General features: G+C 75.0%; 12 protein-coding genes. 7 read left to right on the top strand and 5 right to left on the bottom strand.

The features are described from left to right. Positions 1-97 precede the first annotated feature (97 nt). Both FRANEAN1_RS12120 and FRANEAN1_RS12115 read right to left on the bottom strand, forming a co-directional pair. On the bottom strand, positions 98-4,675 hold the full coding sequence (locus FRANEAN1_RS12120; protein WP_020460063.1) for a cation-translocating P-type ATPase: 4,578 nt from the start codon (positions 4,673-4,675) through the stop codon (positions 98-100). Positions 4,676-4,678: 3 nt separating this feature from the next. Next, positions 4,679-4,936 (bottom strand): hypothetical protein, encoded by a 258-nt coding sequence (locus FRANEAN1_RS12115; RefSeq protein WP_347177099.1) that lies wholly within the window; start codon positions 4,934-4,936, stop codon positions 4,679-4,681. Between the two features lie 55 nt (positions 4,937-4,991). On the opposite strand from FRANEAN1_RS12115, the gene FRANEAN1_RS12110 reads away from it, so the two are divergent. Further along, complete coding sequence (locus FRANEAN1_RS12110; RefSeq protein WP_198145723.1) at positions 4,992-5,798, top strand: hypothetical protein; 807 nt, start codon at positions 4,992-4,994, stop codon at positions 5,796-5,798. Positions 5,799-6,367: 569 nt separating this feature from the next. Here the strand turns inward: FRANEAN1_RS12110 and FRANEAN1_RS12105 are convergent. Next, complete coding sequence (locus FRANEAN1_RS12105) at positions 6,368-6,718, bottom strand: hypothetical protein (RefSeq protein ID WP_235013973.1); 351 nt, start codon at positions 6,716-6,718, stop codon at positions 6,368-6,370. 441 nt (positions 6,719-7,159) lie between these two features. On the opposite strand from FRANEAN1_RS12105, the gene FRANEAN1_RS12100 reads away from it, so the two are divergent. The 6 genes from FRANEAN1_RS12100 to FRANEAN1_RS36970 all read left to right on the top strand — a co-directional run bounded on the left by FRANEAN1_RS12100 (position 7,160) and on the right by FRANEAN1_RS36970 (position 15,073). Next, positions 7,160-8,758 (top strand): hypothetical protein, encoded by a 1,599-nt coding sequence (locus tag FRANEAN1_RS12100; protein ID WP_041254059.1) that lies wholly within the window; start codon positions 7,160-7,162, stop codon positions 8,756-8,758. Continuing rightward, positions 8,755-9,771: a glutamate ABC transporter substrate-binding protein gene (locus tag FRANEAN1_RS12095; RefSeq protein WP_020460059.1), complete on the top strand. Its 1,017-nt coding sequence runs from the start codon at positions 8,755-8,757 to the stop codon at positions 9,769-9,771. Before FRANEAN1_RS12100 ends, FRANEAN1_RS12095 begins: the two co-directional genes overlap by 4 nt. A gap of 65 nt (positions 9,772-9,836) precedes the next feature. Then, positions 9,837-10,406, top strand: a complete 570-nt coding sequence (locus tag FRANEAN1_RS12090) for a hypothetical protein (protein ID WP_020460058.1) — start codon at positions 9,837-9,839, stop codon at positions 10,404-10,406. 242 nt (positions 10,407-10,648) lie between these two features. Then, complete coding sequence (locus FRANEAN1_RS12085; protein ID WP_347177098.1) at positions 10,649-12,787, top strand: tetratricopeptide repeat protein; 2,139 nt, start codon at positions 10,649-10,651, stop codon at positions 12,785-12,787. A gap of 13 nt (positions 12,788-12,800) precedes the next feature. Next, the gene (locus tag FRANEAN1_RS12080; protein WP_020460056.1) at positions 12,801-14,099 is read left to right on the top strand and encodes a VWA domain-containing protein; all 1,299 of its coding nucleotides are present in this window, start codon (positions 12,801-12,803) and stop codon (positions 14,097-14,099) included. After that, positions 14,096-15,073 carry an FHA domain-containing protein gene (locus tag FRANEAN1_RS36970; RefSeq protein WP_020460055.1) on the top strand — a complete coding sequence of 326 codons (978 nt, stop codon included), beginning with the start codon at positions 14,096-14,098 and terminating at the stop codon, positions 15,071-15,073. Before FRANEAN1_RS12080 ends, FRANEAN1_RS36970 begins: the two co-directional genes overlap by 4 nt. On the opposite strand, the gene FRANEAN1_RS12070 is transcribed toward FRANEAN1_RS36970, so the two are convergent. Further along, positions 15,054-16,211: a transporter substrate-binding domain-containing protein gene (locus FRANEAN1_RS12070; RefSeq protein WP_020460054.1), complete on the bottom strand. Its 1,158-nt coding sequence runs from the start codon at positions 16,209-16,211 to the stop codon at positions 15,054-15,056. The genes FRANEAN1_RS36970 and FRANEAN1_RS12070 overlap by 20 nt on opposite strands. Further along, complete coding sequence (locus tag FRANEAN1_RS12065; protein WP_347177097.1) at positions 16,208-17,698, bottom strand: hypothetical protein; 1,491 nt, start codon at positions 17,696-17,698, stop codon at positions 16,208-16,210. The genes FRANEAN1_RS12070 and FRANEAN1_RS12065 overlap by 4 nt, the downstream gene beginning before the upstream one ends. Positions 17,699-17,726 lie beyond the last annotated feature (28 nt).

Here is a 17,726-nt window from a genome sequence, read left to right as displayed (position 1 = left end):
TCCCGTTCACCGGGAGCACCGTACCGGCACGTACCCTGCCGGCGGGTACCGCCTTCTCCGCTCGGCCATCTACCCGAGCGCCGCTCGTTACCTTACGTTAACCATGATGGCTCACCGTAACCGCAATGCCATCTGCTGCTGGAAAGGAGGCGGGGCCATGACGGAGCTTCTCGCTGGTCTGGTCGTCGAGGCGGTCGGAACGGTGCTCGTCCTGCTGGTCACCGGGCTGGTCCGCCGCTGGCTGAGCGCTTCGCCCGCGGCGGGCGCGGTCTGATCCCACTGCCACCACGGTCGCCGCGGACGCGGAGACCACCGCGATCGTCCAGCCGACCGGGCCGACGGGCCGGCAGCCGAACAGGGTGCTGACCACGGGGGTCTGCACGATCCCGGCGAGCACCACGAAGCTCCCGGCCGCCGTGGCGATCACGAGCGGGTCCCGGCCGGCCAGGGCGAGCGTCTGCCCGAGCTGCGATCCGACGACGGCCAGCAGCGCCACGGTCGAGGCCCGTCCCGGGGTACCGGTGCGTCGGGCGACGGCCCAGGCGGCGGTCGCCGCGCCCGCGGTGGTCGCGCCGCGGAGCAGGATCGCGCGGCGCAGCGGGCCGGCGAGGATCGTGTCGGCGGAGTGCGGCGGGTCGCCGCCGCGGCCGCGCACCGCCAGTGCCATCGCGGGCGCCATGTCCGTCAGCAGATTGACCAGCAGGAGCTGACGCGGGCTCAGCGGTGCCCGGCCCGACACGGCCGCGCCGAGCAGCGTGAAGGCGACCTCGCCCGCGTTCCCGCCGACCAGCACCGACACCGCGTCGGTGACGGACTGCCACATCCGCCGGCCCTCGATGACGGCGTCTGCCAGCCGGTCGACGTCGGCGGTGGTGAGCAGCAGGTCGGCGGCCCCGGTAGCCGCCGCCGACCCGCGTCCCTCGACGGCGACGCCGACATCCGCCGCGCGGATCGCGGCCGCGTCGTTAGTGCCGTCACCGGTCATCGCCACTGTGCGGCCCTGCCGGCGCAGGGTCATCACGAGCCGTACCTTCTGCTCCGGGGAGATCCGGGCGAAGACCGTGGCGGTGCCGACCCGGCGGCCGAACTCCTCGTCCCCGAGCTGGTCGAGCTCGGGCCCGGTGATGACGGCGCCGGCGGTGACGGGGAGCCCGACCTCGGCGGCGATCGCGGCCGCGGTGCCCGGATGATCGCCGGTGACGACGAGGACGCGCAGACCGGCACCGGTCAGCCGGCGGATCGCGGGGGCGGCCGTCGGGCGTGGCGTGTCCGCCAGCCCGACGAATCCGACGAGTTCCAGATCCCGCACGAGCGCGTCCGGGATGTCGACCGGCCCGCACGCCACCGCGGCCCGCTGCGCCGGCGGCACCGATGGTGCTGGCGGTGCCGATTGTGCTGGCGGTGCCGGGGACTGCGGGTGGAAGGGCTTCGAACGAGCCACAGCGAGCACACGCAGGCCCCGCGCGGCGAGCGCGTCGACCGTGCGGTGGGCCGCCGTGACGTCCCGGGCGGGCATCCGGCAGCGGTCGAGCAGCGTCTCCGGCGCCCCCTTGACCGCCAGCACCGTGGCGTCACCGGCCTGCACCATCGTGACGGCGTAGCCACGCGCGGTCTCGAACGGCAGCTCGGCGAGTCGGCGGCCCAGCGGTTCCAGCGGCTCCGCCGCGGCCAGCACGGCACGGTCGGTGGCGTGTGGGATGGGCCCGTCCGGCCGGGGGCTCGCCGCGCCGGCGACGCGAAGCACGGCATCCCGGGACGCACCGCCCACCACCGCGACCTCGCGCAGCACCAGGCGGCCCTCGGTGAGCGTGCCGGTCTTGTCGAAGCAGACGGTGTCGATCCGGCCCAGCGCCTCGACGGTGCGCGAGGAGCGCACGAGCACGCCGAGGCGGGCGAGTCGGCGGGCGGCCGCGACCTGGGCGACCGTGGCGACGAGGGGCAGACCCTCCGGCACCGCGGCGACGGCCACCGCCACCCCCGCGCCGAGCGCCTCCCGCGCCCCGGCCCCGCGCAGCACCGACAGGGCGGCCACCGCGAGCCCGCTGGCCGCGGTCAGCGGCAGCGCGAGCCGGGTGAGATCACCCAGCCGGTTCTGCACGCCCACCGGCGCCGCCGTGCCGACCACGGCGGCGCTCGCGCGGCCGGCCTCGGTGGCCTCGCCGACGGCGACGACGATTCCCCGGCCCGTGCCGGCGAGCACGGTCGTCCCCTCGAAGAGCATGCAGCTGCGGTCGGCGAGATCGGCGGACGGCGTCGGCTCGACGGACTTGCCGACGGGGACGGACTCGCCGGTCAGCGACGCCTCGTCGACCTCGAGGGTGTCCGCGGCGAGCAGCCGCGCGTCGGCGGGGACGACGTCCCCGGCCCGCACCAGGATCCGGTCACCTGGCCGCAGCTCGTCGGCCGGCAGCACGCGGAGGCCACCGGTCGTCTCGACGCGGGCGAGCGCGAGGTGGCGCGCCATCAGTCCGCGCATCGCGGCCTCGGCGCGGGCCCGCTGCGCACCGCTGAGAACGGCGTTCGTCACCGAGACCCCGGCCACCAGCGCCGCATCGACCGTCGAGCCGAGGACGGCGCTGGCCGCCGCGCCCACCATCAGCACCGGTACGAGCGGGTCCCGCAGGTCCGCGACGACCGCGGCGCCGAGCTCCCGGGCGCCCTTCCCGAACGACCTGACCGTCGGGTGGGCGCCGGCGCCGTCCGATCGGACCCCGCCCGGCTCCGCCGGGTCGCGCGGTGCGGCGGGCAGCCGGCGGCGCACCGCCTCCGCGTCCAGCGCATGCCAGTCCGTACGCCGCACCGGCGCCGGCGGTGGACGTCGGTCCGCGCGGGACGCGGCCACGAGACCCTCCGCCATCGAGCTGACCGCGGCGGCGCTCACCGGGCCGCCCCGGGCCAGCGCTCCGGCCAGTGACCGGCCTGGACGTCCGGAGGCTCCCCCACCGACGACGGTGGTCAGGGTGGACAGCGCCGAACCGGACACCGCCAGGGAGGCCGCCCGGCGGCTGGTCGCCCGGGCCGGTACCGGGTACTGCAGCACCCGCCACACGTCGGCGAGCCCGCGCACGCAGAGCAGGTCCGCGCACCAGGGCGGCCGCTCCCCGGGACGGACAAGCCCGACACCGACGTCGGCGACGTGCAGCGCGTCCGTGTCGGAGCCGCAGCCGACCACGAGGACGACCGCGCCCCTGGCCTGCGCCCGCCACACCTCGGTCGCCAGATCCGTCCCGCCGCGTACCCGTGCGTCGACGAGCTGGGTGAACTCGGCGGTACTGACGTGCTCGCCGAGCAGGACGCTGCCGCAGGCACGCGCCGCCCGCAGCACCGCCTCCGCGTGCCCGTCCGTCTCGACACCGACGAGCCCGCTCACCACGGGCCGGGTGCCGCGCAGCTCCACGGGCAGGCCGTCGGGGTCGGCCGCCCGGCGGGTCCCGCGGGCGTGCGCGGCGACGAGCCGAACGGCGCCGTCCCGGGCCACGACCGCGCCGGGGCGGAACGGGCGCCACACGTCCAGCCCGTCCACGAGGGCGTCGACGACCGTCCAGCTGGGGCCGTCCGGTGCCGAGAGCACCCGCGCCGTGCCGGACAGCAGGGCGGCCGGCGACACCACCACGGTGTCGACACGGTCGAGGCGGCGCAGGCACGACCGCTCCAGCGCCAGTACGTCGTGACCGGCCAGCCGGCGGCCCGCCGTCGCGGCGAACACCTCCCGGCCCAGCCGCGCGGCGCGGGGAACGGTGGCGAGGAGCAGGTCGCCGGCGAGCACCGGCGACCCGGACACCGCCAGGGTCGCCGCGCCGAGTGCCAGCCCAGCCGCAGCCATCCGGTCGGCGCACCGCTCCACCGGGCCGGCCGGCAGCGGCCGCGGCCGTCGCTCCCGCGCGACCTCACCGAGACGGCCGAGGGCCGCGCTGTGCGCGCCGCGGGTCGCCTGGCCCAGCTCGGGTTCGAGCCGGGTGAACGCGGCCCGCGCGGCGAGGAGCTCTCCCAGCGTGGCGCAGCGGTGTGCCGCGCCCACGAGGATCATGTCGGGGCTCTGGCTGAGCGCGGCGACCCCCGCGTTCGCCAGGCCGATCGCGAGGTCGGTGCCCGCGCGGCCGAGCCCGCGCTCGACGGCGCGCCGGGCCCGCGGCTGGTGGTCGACCAGCGCCACGGCCGCGGCGGCGGCGCGCGGCACCGCCGGCAGCCGCAGCAACCGTCCGGCCACGGCGAAACCGAAGGCGGCGGCGTCCACGCCGAGCGCGACGAGCTCGGCGGCGACCGGTCCGGGATCACCGGGGTGCCCGTTCCGATCCTGCCCTCGCGGCCCCCCGGCTGACGGGGCTTCTGTCGACGGGGCTCTGGTCGACGGGGCTTCGGTGGCGGGCCGCGGTCGCGCCGCGGCGGCGTTCTCCACCTCGGCCACGGCGTCGACCACGTCAGCGACGTCGACCGCGTCAGCGTCGAAGGCGACCAGGAGACGGCCGAGGCCCTCGTCGACCTCGGCCCAGTCGACTCCCTCAAGCGCCCGGACGGCGGCGGCCGCGTGGTCGTGCACGTCCCGCCGGAGCAGCTCGACGTGGGCGGAGCCAGCGCCGCACCACACCGCGCGGGGCCGCCGCGATGGCTGGTGAAGCTCCGCGACAAGCGCCCGCGCGGCGCTGCGAGGCGAGGGCAGCGGGAGGCGCCCCACCACCGGTCAGGCGCTCGGCGAACGGTGGCCGGTGCCGCCGTCGCGGCCCGCGCTCACGGGCCGGCTGTGCTGGGAGACATAGGTACCCGCGGCGATCGCGGCCGCGATCGGCCACTCGATGATCTCGACGGCGGCCAGCGCGCCGAGGCCCGCGTAGTAGGCGGTCTGCTTCGCCGACGGGAGGGCGAGCGGCCCGATCCGGACGCCGTCGGTCCGCGGTGGCGGCGCCACCTCCAGCCGCGCGGTGACATAGGGCAGGCGCACGACAACGACCCGCCCCGCCCGCTCCCGGCGCCCACGAAACAGCTTCTGGACGGCGGTGACCGCCGACGCGGCCGCTCCGGGAACCGTGCCAGCCGCCCGGGACACGACCGACCGGGACGTCGTCGGCCGGGCCCCTGCCGGCCGAGCCGCCGCCGCCCGAGCCACCGCCGGCTGCGCGGGCTGCGGCGCCGCCGTGCGCGTCGACCGCCCCCGGGTCGCGGCGGCGCGTTCCGGCTTGGGACCGCTCCCCGTCGGACGGGTCGTGCTCCCACGCGCCGTTGTGCTCCGCGCGCTGGTCGTCCGCGCCGTAGTGCTCCGCGCCGTGCCCGTGCGGGCCGTGCCGCCCCGAGCCGCCGTCCCGCGGGACGGCGTGCCCGTGGCCCTGGTGCCGGTCGCCGCGGCGCGGGCCGTCGTGCCGCGGGACGCGCCCGCCCGCGAGCCTCGGGCGGAGGTGGACCGGCCGGACGCCGGGCCCGCTGTCGAGGCCTCGGCAGTCGAACTCGCGGCAACGGGCGAGCTCGTCGCGGTGGGAGAAGACGGGGCAGGCGAGCCGCCGGCGGGCGCGGGCGCGGCGGGCGAGCTGGTGGAGGCCGGCTCCGCGGCGGGTGGGCGGGGCGCCGTGTGCTGGTCGGTACCCGCCTCGTCGGCCTGGGTGGGAGCGCTTCCCGACCTGGTCGCCGCCGAGGCCGTGGCACTCGCCGGCGGCACGGCGGAGAAGGGAGGGGTGACCGCCTGGATCGACTCCGGGCGACCGACCGAGCCGCTGATGGCGCCGGCGCCGTTACTGGACGTGCCGGTCTCCGATGAACTGGTCGCCATGGTCCCGTTCCCTCCGTCGCGCGTCCCGAAGCAGCAAGCCTAGGTTAGATCATTATTACCCAGCGTATATTACTGATGACGGAACGTCAGAACCACCGGGGACGCGACGGCTGAGCGACGAGGGCTGAACAGCGCGGACCATACGGACGACCCGGACGAAGGGCTGCGGTCTCGCCGCTGGTCGGACGGGGCAGCGGACCAGGACTGGACGACGGCGCACCCGTCCAGGATCTCCGCATCGGAGACGCATCCGGCGGGGGCCATCGAAGCGTGTTGGCCGAGCCACCCCATACGTCAGCGGGACAACTCGGATCAGAACGGCCCGGGCCGGTTCGACGTGAGGGCCGAATGACGGTGCAGCAGAATGACCGGGGGCGGGGACGGAGCCTCCGCACACGGCCGACGCCGACACGCGGCCAATCGCAATGCGAGGCCAACCACGGCACCACGCCAATCACGGCACGAGGCCGACCTCGACACACCGTCGACCTCCACACGAGGCCGACCGCAGCGCACAGCTGACCACGGGACGTGGCCGACCGTGCCATACGGCCGACCACGGCATGAGGCCGCGAACGCCACGGGATCGACGAAAACGGTACCCGTCGACGACTAATCGCGTGCGTTCACCAGGCGTAGTCGGGCAACGACCTCATGCCCGGCCTGATAAAGCGCAGAAAAGGCATGTCCCGGTTCGCAGAGGTCCTTCTCCGACAGGTCCAGGTATCGGCGACCAACATACGTGAGAGCACGGAAGGTCACCCGCCCGGACTCCGGGACAGGCGCCCGCTCCGAGTCTTCGTCGAAGGTGTCGAGGTGTGCTCCGACGACCGAGAGGAAATGGCGGGTCGCGGCGACCACGACACGGTGTGCGCCACCGCCCACCAGGCCGCCACCGGCACTCGTGTAGAGGCTGGTGGTGCCATCGGCCAACGAGACAACCGTGGCTGTGCCCTCGGTCATCCCGATTTCCATCAGCGCACCCCACACTACGGTGCCATCTGTGGGACGACGCATTCCCTCGACCGCGGGATCAAGGGTGAGAACACCCTCGCGAAGTCGATGGAACAATAGTGCACAGTTGTCGGAGCGAAGAGGCGCGCGGCTACCGAGCATCGTCCAAATCGTAGTGGGGGAACCCGGGTCCGTCCCAGCATCCGACCGAATCCGACCCCTAATGATCAGTGCTGACCACACTTATTGGTGGTGGGGTCGGCCGCGTGCGGACCACACGCGACTCCAAGGTCACCGTCAGGCATCACGCCGGTCTGCGGCCGTGACCGCGTCCGGCCCCTCGGGGCCAGATCCGGGCAACAGACCCAGGCCACGGGCCCGGGAGGCCACCCGGGCCGAGCCGCACCTCGAGGAGGAACGAATCAGTCACTTAAGGCACACTTTCGACCCGTGAGTGTCCAGAGCACCACGGTCAGCCGCGACGGCGAGTCTCCGCCGTGCGCCCCGGCGGCCGACCACGGCCGTCCCGCGACGCCTACATGGTTCCTGATCTGCGCCGTCATGTGTGTCTGCCTGTGCGCGGCGGCCGGGGTGGGCGCCATCGCCGTGGTCGAGCGGCGCGCCCACGCGGTGTCGGCGATCAGTGAGCAGACGATGCCCGGCACCCAGGCGTCCTGGGACATCCACCGGCACCTGGCTGAGGCGGCGGCAGCCGAGGCCTCGACGTTCCTCGGGATCAGCACCACGCCGGACGCGGCTGCCTACGACAACTTCGCCGCCGCGATGCGGGCCGCGAACGAGGCGATGGTGCGGGCCGGAGCCACCACCGATCCGGGGTCCGGCGGCCTCGCCTGCCCCGGGCAAGAACCCCCCGCCACCGTCAGGCCGAGTCCGACCAGCTCCGGCGCGGCCAGCTCAGCCACGGCCGGAGTCGGAGCCGGAGCGGCCGGAGCCGGTGGCGGACCAGGCAAGGGCGGATCAGGCAGGGGCGGCGCCCAGTCCGCGGCGCCGCCGAGCAGCGAGGCCGCGGCCGCGGCGCTGGCCACGCTGGTCTGCCTCACTCCGGTGTACACGCGCTACGTCGGCGAGGCCCGTGCCAACGACCGCATGGGCATGAGCGTCGGCGGAGCCTACCTGCGCATGGCCAACTCGCTCATGAACGACCACCTCCTGCCTGCCAGCGCGACACTCGCCCGTTCCCACACGGAGGATCAGGCGCAGGCGTTCCGGCGCGCGACCCGGGCGGGCGACGTCGCAGGGCTGGCCGTGGTCGCGTTACTCGCGCTCGCGGCGCTGGCGGCCGCCCAGGTGCTCGGTGTGCTGTGGACCCGCCGATGGCTGAATCCGGGCCTTCTCGCCGCCACGCTCCTGGTCACGGTGGGGATCATCTGGCCGCAGGCAGCCCTGGCCACCGAGCGGGCGAAACTGGCGAGCGCCCGGTCCGGGGGCTATGACGTCCAGGCGATGCTGGCTCGGGTCCGCCATCTCGCGCTGCGCGCGGAGGGGGACGTTCTCTACTGGCGGATCGCTCAGGGCGGTGAGATCGTCTTCGACGCCGACTTCGACCAGGCCGCCGCGCAGCTCGCCTGCGCCGCCCGAGGCCGTGAGCCGGGCACCACACCCCTGAACGCACCGAGGGCCCTGAACGCACCGAGCGGTGCGGGCGCGGCGAGCGCGGCGGTGGAAGGCCTACCCGGACCGCACGAAGCGGCGACTCGCGACCCGAATCTCGTGCGCTGGTGCGGTCCGGCGACGGCCCGCCCGCTCAATCCGGGCATCGTCAAACTCGTCGACACCGCGCGCCAGGCTGGGGCGACCGCGATCGACGCCCCGGTCGGCGATTCAACGCCCAGGGCCACGGGTCGGTTCATGGAGCTGGACAGGGCGCTGACGAAGGCGGACGGCGTGGCCGAGGCACGGTTCGGCACCGAGGTCGCCGGGGCCGGCGACGCGCTGCGCGGCGTGGCCGCCAGCGCGGGGGCGCTGTTCCTGCTCGCGGCGGTGCTGGCGGCCGCCGGGCTGGCACCGCGGATCCGGGAGTACGGGTGAGACGCGCCGCGCTGGTGGCGGCGGCGCTGATGACCGCAGCGGCGCTGGTTGGGTGCTCGACCGTTTCCGGTGACCTGCCCCGCGCGGCCGACCAGCCATGGGAGCCGCTGGTGACTGCGTCGGGCGAGGCGGCCGACGCAGCCCAGGACGCCCGTCCTGAGGCTGCGGTGCCCACGAACCTCGTCCTGCCCACCGACGCCGGGGACTTCGCGTCGGGAGGATCACTCGACAAGATCCGCAAGCGCGGCTTCCTGCGGGTGGGTGTCTCGCGCGACACCCAGACCCGCGGCGCATGGAGTCCGGTGTCGCACCGGTTCGAGGGCTTCGACGTCGAGCTCGCCCAGCGGATCGCGGAGGCCCTGTTTGGTCCGGGCACGGCGGACGAGAAGGTGCGGTACCGCCCGGTCAGCTACGCGGAACGCCTGCCGGCGGTCGAGAACGGGGAGGTGGACATCCTCGTCAGCACCCTGACCTACTCGGAGTCACGGGCCGAGCGTGTGGGTTTGTCCGCGGCTTACTTCACCGCCCATCCACGGCTGCTCTCCCATCGGGAGAGCACGCACTCGGGAGCGGGGCCCGGCATCGATTCCCCGGAGGAACTCGCCGGGAAACGGGTGTGCGCCCCGCGGGGGACGACGACGCTGACGAACCTGGAGAATACCCATCAAACCCATCCCACGTTCGAGATCGTGGATCACCTTAACGAGCTGTCCGACTGTCTGGTTGCCTTCCAGCAGGGTGAGGTCGACGTCGTGGCCGCGAATGACGCAAGTCTGGTGGGGATGCTGGAACAGGATGCCACCGCCGTACTTGGAACGTTCTCAGTCGGGCGGGACGAGTACTACAGTGTCGCATTCGAGCGGGACGACACCGAGCTCGCCGGATTCGTCAACGGGGTTTTGGAGCGTCTACGGCGCGACAAGCCGGAGTGGCTGAAATTATGCGAGAGGTGGAAGGCTCCCGAGATGCCCTGCGAGGAGTCGCTGCCACCCGAGCCGCAGTGGGCACGCTGACCAGGCACGGGGCGGGTGGCACCGGTGGTGGGGACCGCCCGGCGGCGCCCGGGGAAGGGGGATGGGTGGTGACCGGTGAAGACCGGACAGTCTCGGCGGGCGGGATCGCCCGCGACCTGACGGCTGCCCGCGAGCAGCTCGCCAGCCTCAGCGACCTCGTACGCGAAGCGCTCGACTCACCCGAGCACGTGCGTGGCCGGATCGTCGCGCCGGTCGGCCTGGTCACCTTCGCCGACCGCGACGTGCTGGAACAGGACGGCGTGGGCCTGCGCCCATGGCTCGACGACCTGGCCGCCGCCGCGCTCGGGGGCCGGCGCGACGGCGACGTCGCCCGTGGCCTCGCCGAGTGGCGCGCGCTCGCCGTCAGCACCGAGCAGGCCGCGCGGGCGGTGACGAGCGCGAACGCGGTCGGGCTGAACCAGCGCCGTGAGCTGCGTGGACGTCTCGCGGCCGTGCACGGGAAGGCCGCCCGGCTGGGGCTGGCCGAGGACGAGGAGCTCTCCGCGCTGCACGCACGGGCGTTCGAGGAGCTCTACCGGGCGCCCACCGACCTGGCCGAGGCCGAACGGCTCACCATGGCCTACGTCCGCGCCCTGCACAGCCGGGACGTCCGAGCCGAGGGGCCGGGCCGGTGAGCGAGCCGACGGGTGTCGCGTGCGTCCGGCCCGGCTGTGTCGGCGGGGTCATCATGACCAGCGGCTTCTGCAACCGGTGTGGCGCGCCCGGCCCGGAACCGGCATCGGAGACGGAAACAGAGTCGGGACCGGCACCGGTAGCGGTACCGGCACAGGCGGCGCCACCGGAACGAGAAGCCGTACCGGATCAAGCGGCGACACCGGAACAGGGAGCTGAACAGGCACCGGACACCACCGATCCCGTGCTGGTCACCACCCAGCCGATCAGCGTCTCCCGCCCGGCCGCCAAGGATCGCGACCCGCTGCGCCTGCCCGTCCGGCGCGACGTCGTCGTGGCGAACCGTCCCGTGCTGCTGTCGAGCCCGAACGTGCCGACGAACCTGCGCGAGTGTGCCGCGTGCGGCACCAGGGTCGCCCGGCCCGGCCCGGAGGGCGCCGTCGAACTGGAGGGTGTCTGCCCGCGCTGCCGGCAGCCGTACTCGTTCACGGTCAAGCTCGCGGCCGGCGACCACGTCGGGCAGCAGTACACCGTGCACGGCGCGATCGGCCACGGCGGGATGGGCTGGGTGTACGCGGCGACGAACGACAACCTGGGTGACGACGACATCCAGGCCTGGGTGGTGCTCAAGGGCCTGCTCGACGTGGCGAACCCGGAGGCGCGGCGGATCGCCGAGGTGGAACGGCGGATGCTGATCTCCGTCAACCACCCGAACATCGTGAAGATCCGTGACTACGTCTCGCACCAGGGCGAGGACTACATCGTCATGGAGTACGTCCCGGGGGTGTCGCTGTCCCGGCTGGCCGAGACCCAGCCGCCCGGCCCGGACGGGCGGCCGCGGCCGCTGCCCCCCGAGGACGCCATCCGTTACCTGCTGCGGCTGCTGCCCGCGCTGAGTCACCTGCACCGGCGGGGGCTGGCGTACTGCGACCTCAAACCGGACAACATCATGGTCAGCACCGAGCAGGTCACGCTGATCGACCTCGGCGGCGCGCGGCGGCTGGACGACCAGTTCTCCAGCTTCCTGTCGACGCCCGGCTACCGCGCCCCGGAGCTGGAGGAGGGCGAGTTCCGCCCGGCGGAGGTGACCCGGCACAGCGTGCCGACCGTCGCCTCGGACGTCTTCGCCGCCGCCCGCACGCTGGCCCGGCTCGTCCTCGGCCGGTTCCCGGGCTTTTTGGACGTCCACCGGCACGGGCTGCCGCCGCGGGGTGAGCACGCGCCGCTACTCGAGTTCGAGTCCCTCGACCACCTGCTGCGCCGGGGCACGGCGAGCGACCCGGCCGACCGGTTCGCGACCGTCGCCGAGTTCGCCGAGGAGCTCACCGGGGTGCTCTACGAGATCGCCTCGCGCACCGAGGGGAACGTCCCGCCGCTGGCCAGCCGCTGGTTCGAGCCGGATCTGCATCCGACGGGCGAAGCCGACGACGGCGGCCACGGCGAGGCCGACGAGCCGCCGACGGTCTGGGAGATCCTGCCCGACCTGCGGATCGACGCGGACGACCCGCAGGCCCGGGTGCTCGCGACGACCCCCGGGGAGGACCCGGCCGCGCTGGCCGAGCGGCTCGCGGAGGTCGCGCAGCCGACCCGGCAGACGCGGCTGGCACTGGCCCGCGCCCAGATGCGCGCCGGCTACACCGGCAAGGCCGAGGTGACGGTGCGGGAGCTGGCCGCCGCCTACCCGCGGGAATGGCGGGTGACCTGGTGCCAGGGCCTGCTCGACCTGGCAGCGGGGCGATCGACGCAGGCCGCCGAGGCGTTCGAAAAGGTTTACGCGCGCATGCCCGGCGAGCTGGCGCCGCGGCTCGCCGTCGCGACCGCCAGTGCCAACGCCGGCGACCGGGCCCGCGCCGCCGAGCTGTTCGATGTCGTCAGCCAGGTCGACCCGGCGATCACCAGCGCCGCGTTCGGGCTGGCCCGCTGCCTGGACGACCGGGACGGCAAGCTCGACGCCTACCGTCGGGTGCCGGCGTCCACGCACGCGTACACGGCCGCCCGGGTGCGGATGATCGGCGTGCTCGTCGGCTCGCATCTGCGGCCCGAACAGGCCGGCGCGGTGCCGGTCGTGGTCTCCCTGGACGACCTGCGCAGCGCCGAGGCCATCCTCGAGAGCTCCCGGCCGCGGCTCGGTCTCGACCGCCGGCGCCGCGCCGAGCTGCGGCTGGACATCCTCGCCGCCGCGCTGCGCATGGTCGGCGCCGGCCCGCCGGGGCCGGCCGGGACGGGGCCGAAGCAGGTGTTCGGGCGCAGGCTCGTCCCCCGTGAGCTGCGTCTCGGGCTCGAAGCGGCGTACCGGGACATCGCCCGGCTGGCCGGTGACCGCCGCGAGCGCATCCGGTATGTCGACGCGGCGAACCGGATCCGCCCGCGGACCCTCTGGTGATCGGCGGGGCGACGTGATCGGTTTTCGGGTCGACGTCTACACCGACGAGTACCTCCCGGACGGCGTCACCGAAGCGGATGCCCTGCTCACGGTCTGCGCCGAGGATGACGGCGCACCGGGCGAGCCGGACGTCGAGCACGTCGAGGTGATCGTCATCGACTGCTCGGGGTCGATGAGCACACCCGCCACGAAGATCTACGCCGCGCGGCGGGCCGCGTGCGCGGCCGTGGACGGCCTGCGCCCGGGGACGCTGTTCGCCGTGATCCGCGGCACCGGCACCGCCCAGGTTGTCTACCCGCCGGGCGGCGGCCTGGCCCGCGCCGCCGTGGACACCCGCGACCAGGCCCGGCGGACCATCAACCGGATGAGCGCCGCCGGGGGCACCGCGATCGGGAGCTGGCTGCTGGCGGCCCGGGACCTGTTCGCCGGCCATCCCGACGCCGTCCGGCACGCCATTCTGCTGACCGACGGGCGGAACGAGCACGAGAGCGCCGCGGACTTCACGGACGCGCTGGCCGCGTGCCGGGGGCACTTCCAGTGCGACAGCCGGGGCGTGGGCCGCGGCTGGGTCGCCGCCGAGCTCACCGCGGTGTCCGACACCCTGCTGGGCACGGCCCGCGACATCGCCGACCCGGCCGATCTGGTCGCCGACTTCCAGGCGATGACGAAGGCGGCGATGGCCCGCGCGCTGCCGGCGGTCTCGCTGCGGGTGTGGATCCCGCACGGGGCGCGGATCAGCACGTTCAAGCAGGTGCATCCCACCCTCGAGGACCTGCTCGAACGCGGGACGGCCGTCGGCGAGCAGGAGACCGAGTTCTCCACCGGGGCGTGGGGCGCCGGATGCCGTGACTACCACCTCTCCGTCTCCGGCCTGCTCCCGCACCGGATCACCCGACCGAGCCGGCTCGCCCGCATCGCGGTCGTCACGGACGGGCGGCGGCTGGCCGGTGGGGACGTCCAGGCGATGTGGACCGCGGACGAGCAGCTGCACACCCAGGTCTCCCGGGAGGTGCGGCACAGCAGGGGCGTGATCGACCTGGCGGAGGCGATCAGGCTGGGCATGGCCGCGCGGGGCCGCGGCGACCTCGCTGCGGCCGGCGCGCACCTGGGCCGCGCGCTCGACCTGGCCCGTGCCAGCCACGATCAGGCGACGGCCGAGATTCTCGAGCAGGTGGTCGAGGCCGACCCGGCCGGGGACGCGCCGACCGGGGACGCGCCGTGGGTGCGGCCCGACGTCGACCCCCACCTGTTCGAGGTGCTCGAGGTCCGCTACCGGTTCACCCGGGCTCTCGAGCCGAGGACGGCGCGGTGAGCACGGAAACCGGCCCGGCCGACGGTGACGAGGACAGCCCGCACAGCGAGGGCGAGGACGAGCCGGCCTACCGCCCGCCGACCGGATGGCTGGCCGGCCCCGGCCCGGGGCGGGCCTATCCCACCCCTGAGCCGTCCGGGGCAACCACCCAGCATGCCGCCGGCCGCGGCGGGACGGCCAGGCGGCGCACCGATCCGGACACAGACGACGAGCCCGACGAGCCCGACGACGTGCCGGACGACCCCGACGACTACGCCGACGGCGAGCCCGCGGACGACCTGCCCGCCGCCGATGCCGGCATCGGCGGCGCCGGGCCGGGTGGCCCCCCGGCCGCGGCGGGCGGGCTCGCCCTGGCCGGCTCCGGGGAGCCGCCGGCACCACGGGCCGGCCGCGGACGGCCCCCGCTGGGCAGCTGGGACCCCGACGACAGCTTCGCCCCTCGGTTCCCGCGGGCCGAGGCGACGCCGGCGCACTGCCCGCACTGCCGGGCCCGCCCCGCGCCGACCGACCGGTTCTGCCTGCGCTGCCGGTACGAGTTCGCCACCGGCCGGCGTCCGGTGGTGCCGCGGGTATACCCGGCACCCGCCGCGCCGCCGCGCTGGGATGCGGTCGTCGAGGTCGACGAGGCCCACTTCGCCCGGGTGATCGGGGACGGCGTGCGCCTCCCCGAAGGCCGTCTCCCCTGGGTGGTCCACCTGGACGGGCCGGAGATCCTGATCGGCGCCGGGCCGGATGGCCCGCCGGCGGGCGTCGACCTGTCCGGGCCGGCGGACGACCCGGCGGTGTCCGGGCGGCACGCGAGCCTCGTCCGGCAGCCGGACGGCGGCTACGCCGTCGTCGACCACGGCTCCCTCAACGGGACCAGGGTGAACGACAGCAGTCAGCCGATCCCGGCCGGGCACCCCGTCTCGCTGCGTGACGGGGACCGGGTGTTCGTCGGCGCCTGGACCCGGATCACGATCCGCCGCCCGTGACGAGCACGCCGTCCGGCCAGTTCGGCTGGATGGCGTTCGGGGGCACGCCCGGGACCCGCAGGACGTCGCGCAGGTAGCGGGTGTAGAGCCTGTTCCAGGTCGGGCCGGTCATCATGTCGAGCAGCACCCGGTTGACGAAGGCGACGAAGGCGTCGTCGGCGGCCCGGTTCGCCGCGGCCTCGGCCGGGGAGAGGCCCGGCGCGAGATCCGTCCGGCCGATCGCCACACCGTAGGGCTCGTCGAGGCCGGCGCGGCCCGCCGGGCCCAGAACGCCGTCGAACGCCTCGGGACCGAGGACGGTGACGGTGGCGTCCTCGGCGCGCATCCCGGCGAGGATCGTGTCGTCGGTGGCCACCGCGTCCACCTCGCCGCGCTGGAGCGCGGCCAGGCAGTCCACGATCCCCACCCGGTTCACCGCGACCGGCCGGCCGGGGCCGCGCACCAGGTTCGCGACCTTCTCGAACGAGGTGCTTCCCTGCGACGAGCAGACCGGCCGTCCAGCGAGGTCACCGACGGTGCGCAGGCCCGCGCCGGCCGGCACCAGGATGCGCATCGCGGCCTCGTAGTACACCCCGGAGAAGCGGACCCGCTCCTTGCGGGCGCAGGTCATCGTCATCGTGCCGGTGACGATGTCGACGGTGCCGTCGGCGACCAGCGCCTCCCTGTCCCGGGTGTCGACCGCGCGGAACTGCACCAGTTCGGGGTCGCCGAGAATGGCCCCGGCGATCTCGCCGGCGATGGCCGGGTCGAAGCCCTCCACCTCCATGGTGCGCCAGTTCATCGACCCGAACGGCGGGGCCACCGTGGTCACCCCGACGCGAAGGTAGCCGTACCGCCGGATCGCCTCGATCCGCGATCCGCGCGCTCCCGGCGGCGGCAGGGCGGCGAGCGGGGGCACACTCGCGCGGGCGATACAGGGCTGCGCGGACGGACCCGGCTGGCCTGGTGTTGACGGGGGCCCCGCCGAGCCGGCGGCCGCCTCGGGACGGGCCGGGGCGGCGACGCCGTCGGCGGGCGGCAGCGGCCGAGCCTGGCGGGGCAGCGGACTGCCCGTCGTCGCGCACCCCGGCAGCGCGGCCAGCCCCAGCCCGATCCCGAGCGCGACGAGAACGGCGACGACACGGGCGCGTCTGTTCACAGGTACTCCCGGACGCGGGCACTGATCCCGATCACGCAGCAGGACGCCGCGGTGAGCAGGGCGATCGGGAGGACGGCGGCGAGGAGGCGCACGTCGGCGGCCCCGGCGTCCACCTCACCGTTGAAGCCGTCGAGATGGCCGCCCACCAGCCCGTCCACCCGGGTGATGAACCGGTCGAAGTGCTCCGACCGCAGGGTGACACCGACGACGTCGTCGAAGACGTCCGGGCTGCCGGCGCCGGCGGTCGGGCGCGGGGGCCGCCGCAGGGTCGCGACCACCTCGCCGCGCTCCCGCAGCCAGGCGGTGAACTCCGCCGCCAGCTCGGCGCGCTCGGCGGGGAGCTCGGCCAGAGCGGCCGAGAGGGCACCCGCCGTCGGGGTGGGGCGGCCGTCCAGGCCGTAGCCGAGGCCGGCGACCGCGCGCTGGAAGCACGCGTCGGCGCCGTCGCCGTTGCCCAGCGACGCAAGGGACAGGTACTCGCAGGTCCGCGCCTCGAGGGCCAGGGTGCGCGAGGCGGCCAGCAGGGTCATGGGCACGAAGTCGCCGCGCTGCGCGGCGGAAAGCTGGCTCTGCTGCCCCCCGAGCAGGACCAGGCAGGCCACGACGAACGCGCCGAGCGCGCCGGTCGCGGCCAGCAGGCCGGCGTTGAGGATCCGCCGCGTGCGGCGGTACACGTACACCTGCGCGCCGACGAGGGCGACCAGCGCGCAGGCCAGCACGAGGAGCAGCAGATCCTCGCCGTGGCCGCCGGTCGCCCGGCGGTAGTCGGCGTCCACCCGCTCGCCGTAGGCCGTGACCAGCAGGTTCGTCTGGCCGAGGATGCTCGTCGCCATCAGGTCGGACGCCAGGCGCTGGTAGGAGCCGCCGACCGTGTTCCCCGCGCGGGTGTTCGCCGACGCCTCGGCGACCAGCCCCACGTACTCCGGGATCAGGGTCGCGATCCGGTCCATCGCGCAGTGCGACGTCGAACCGGGTGCGCGGGCCGACTCGCACTTCCCCGGGTCGACCTCGCGCAGTTCGAGCAGCGCCGTCGTCGCCGAGCGCACCGCGGCGCTGTACTGGTTGGGGGCGGCCGGCCCGTCCCCGGCGGAAGCCGTGTCGTCGCCCGCGAGCCCGGAGACGGCGGCGTCCCCGCTGTGGTCACCGGTGTAGTAGCCGCCGGCCTTCACCTCGTCGTAGTTCTCCCGGCGCTCCGCGGGCGACGACGGGCGGGACGGCACGAGGTCGACCCACGAGAAGACGTTCGCCGCGGCGGTCGCGTCCGCCCGGGCGAGGGCCGCCCGTAGCCGCTCGGCGATGATCAGCGCAGCCGCGGACCGCTCCCGGATGCTCTCCGTCGCGTCGAGACGCTGGGCGACCACCGCGCGGCTCACCGTTCCCGCGAGCAGGAGCGCCCCGATCAGCACCGCGAGGACCCCGACGAACCGCGAGCCCGCGCCGACAGCGAGAAACTGGCGAACGGACCGGACGGCAGCAGGAGCCTGCATCGTCACAGTCACGCATCGTACACAGTTC

The organism is Parafrankia sp. EAN1pec (assembly GCF_000018005.1).
GTDB classification, from domain to species: Bacteria; Actinomycetota; Actinomycetes; order Frankiales; family Frankiaceae; genus Parafrankia; species Parafrankia soli.
The sequence above is the reverse complement of the archived record's forward strand: the minus strand, read 5'-3'. Positions and strand labels throughout refer to the sequence as shown.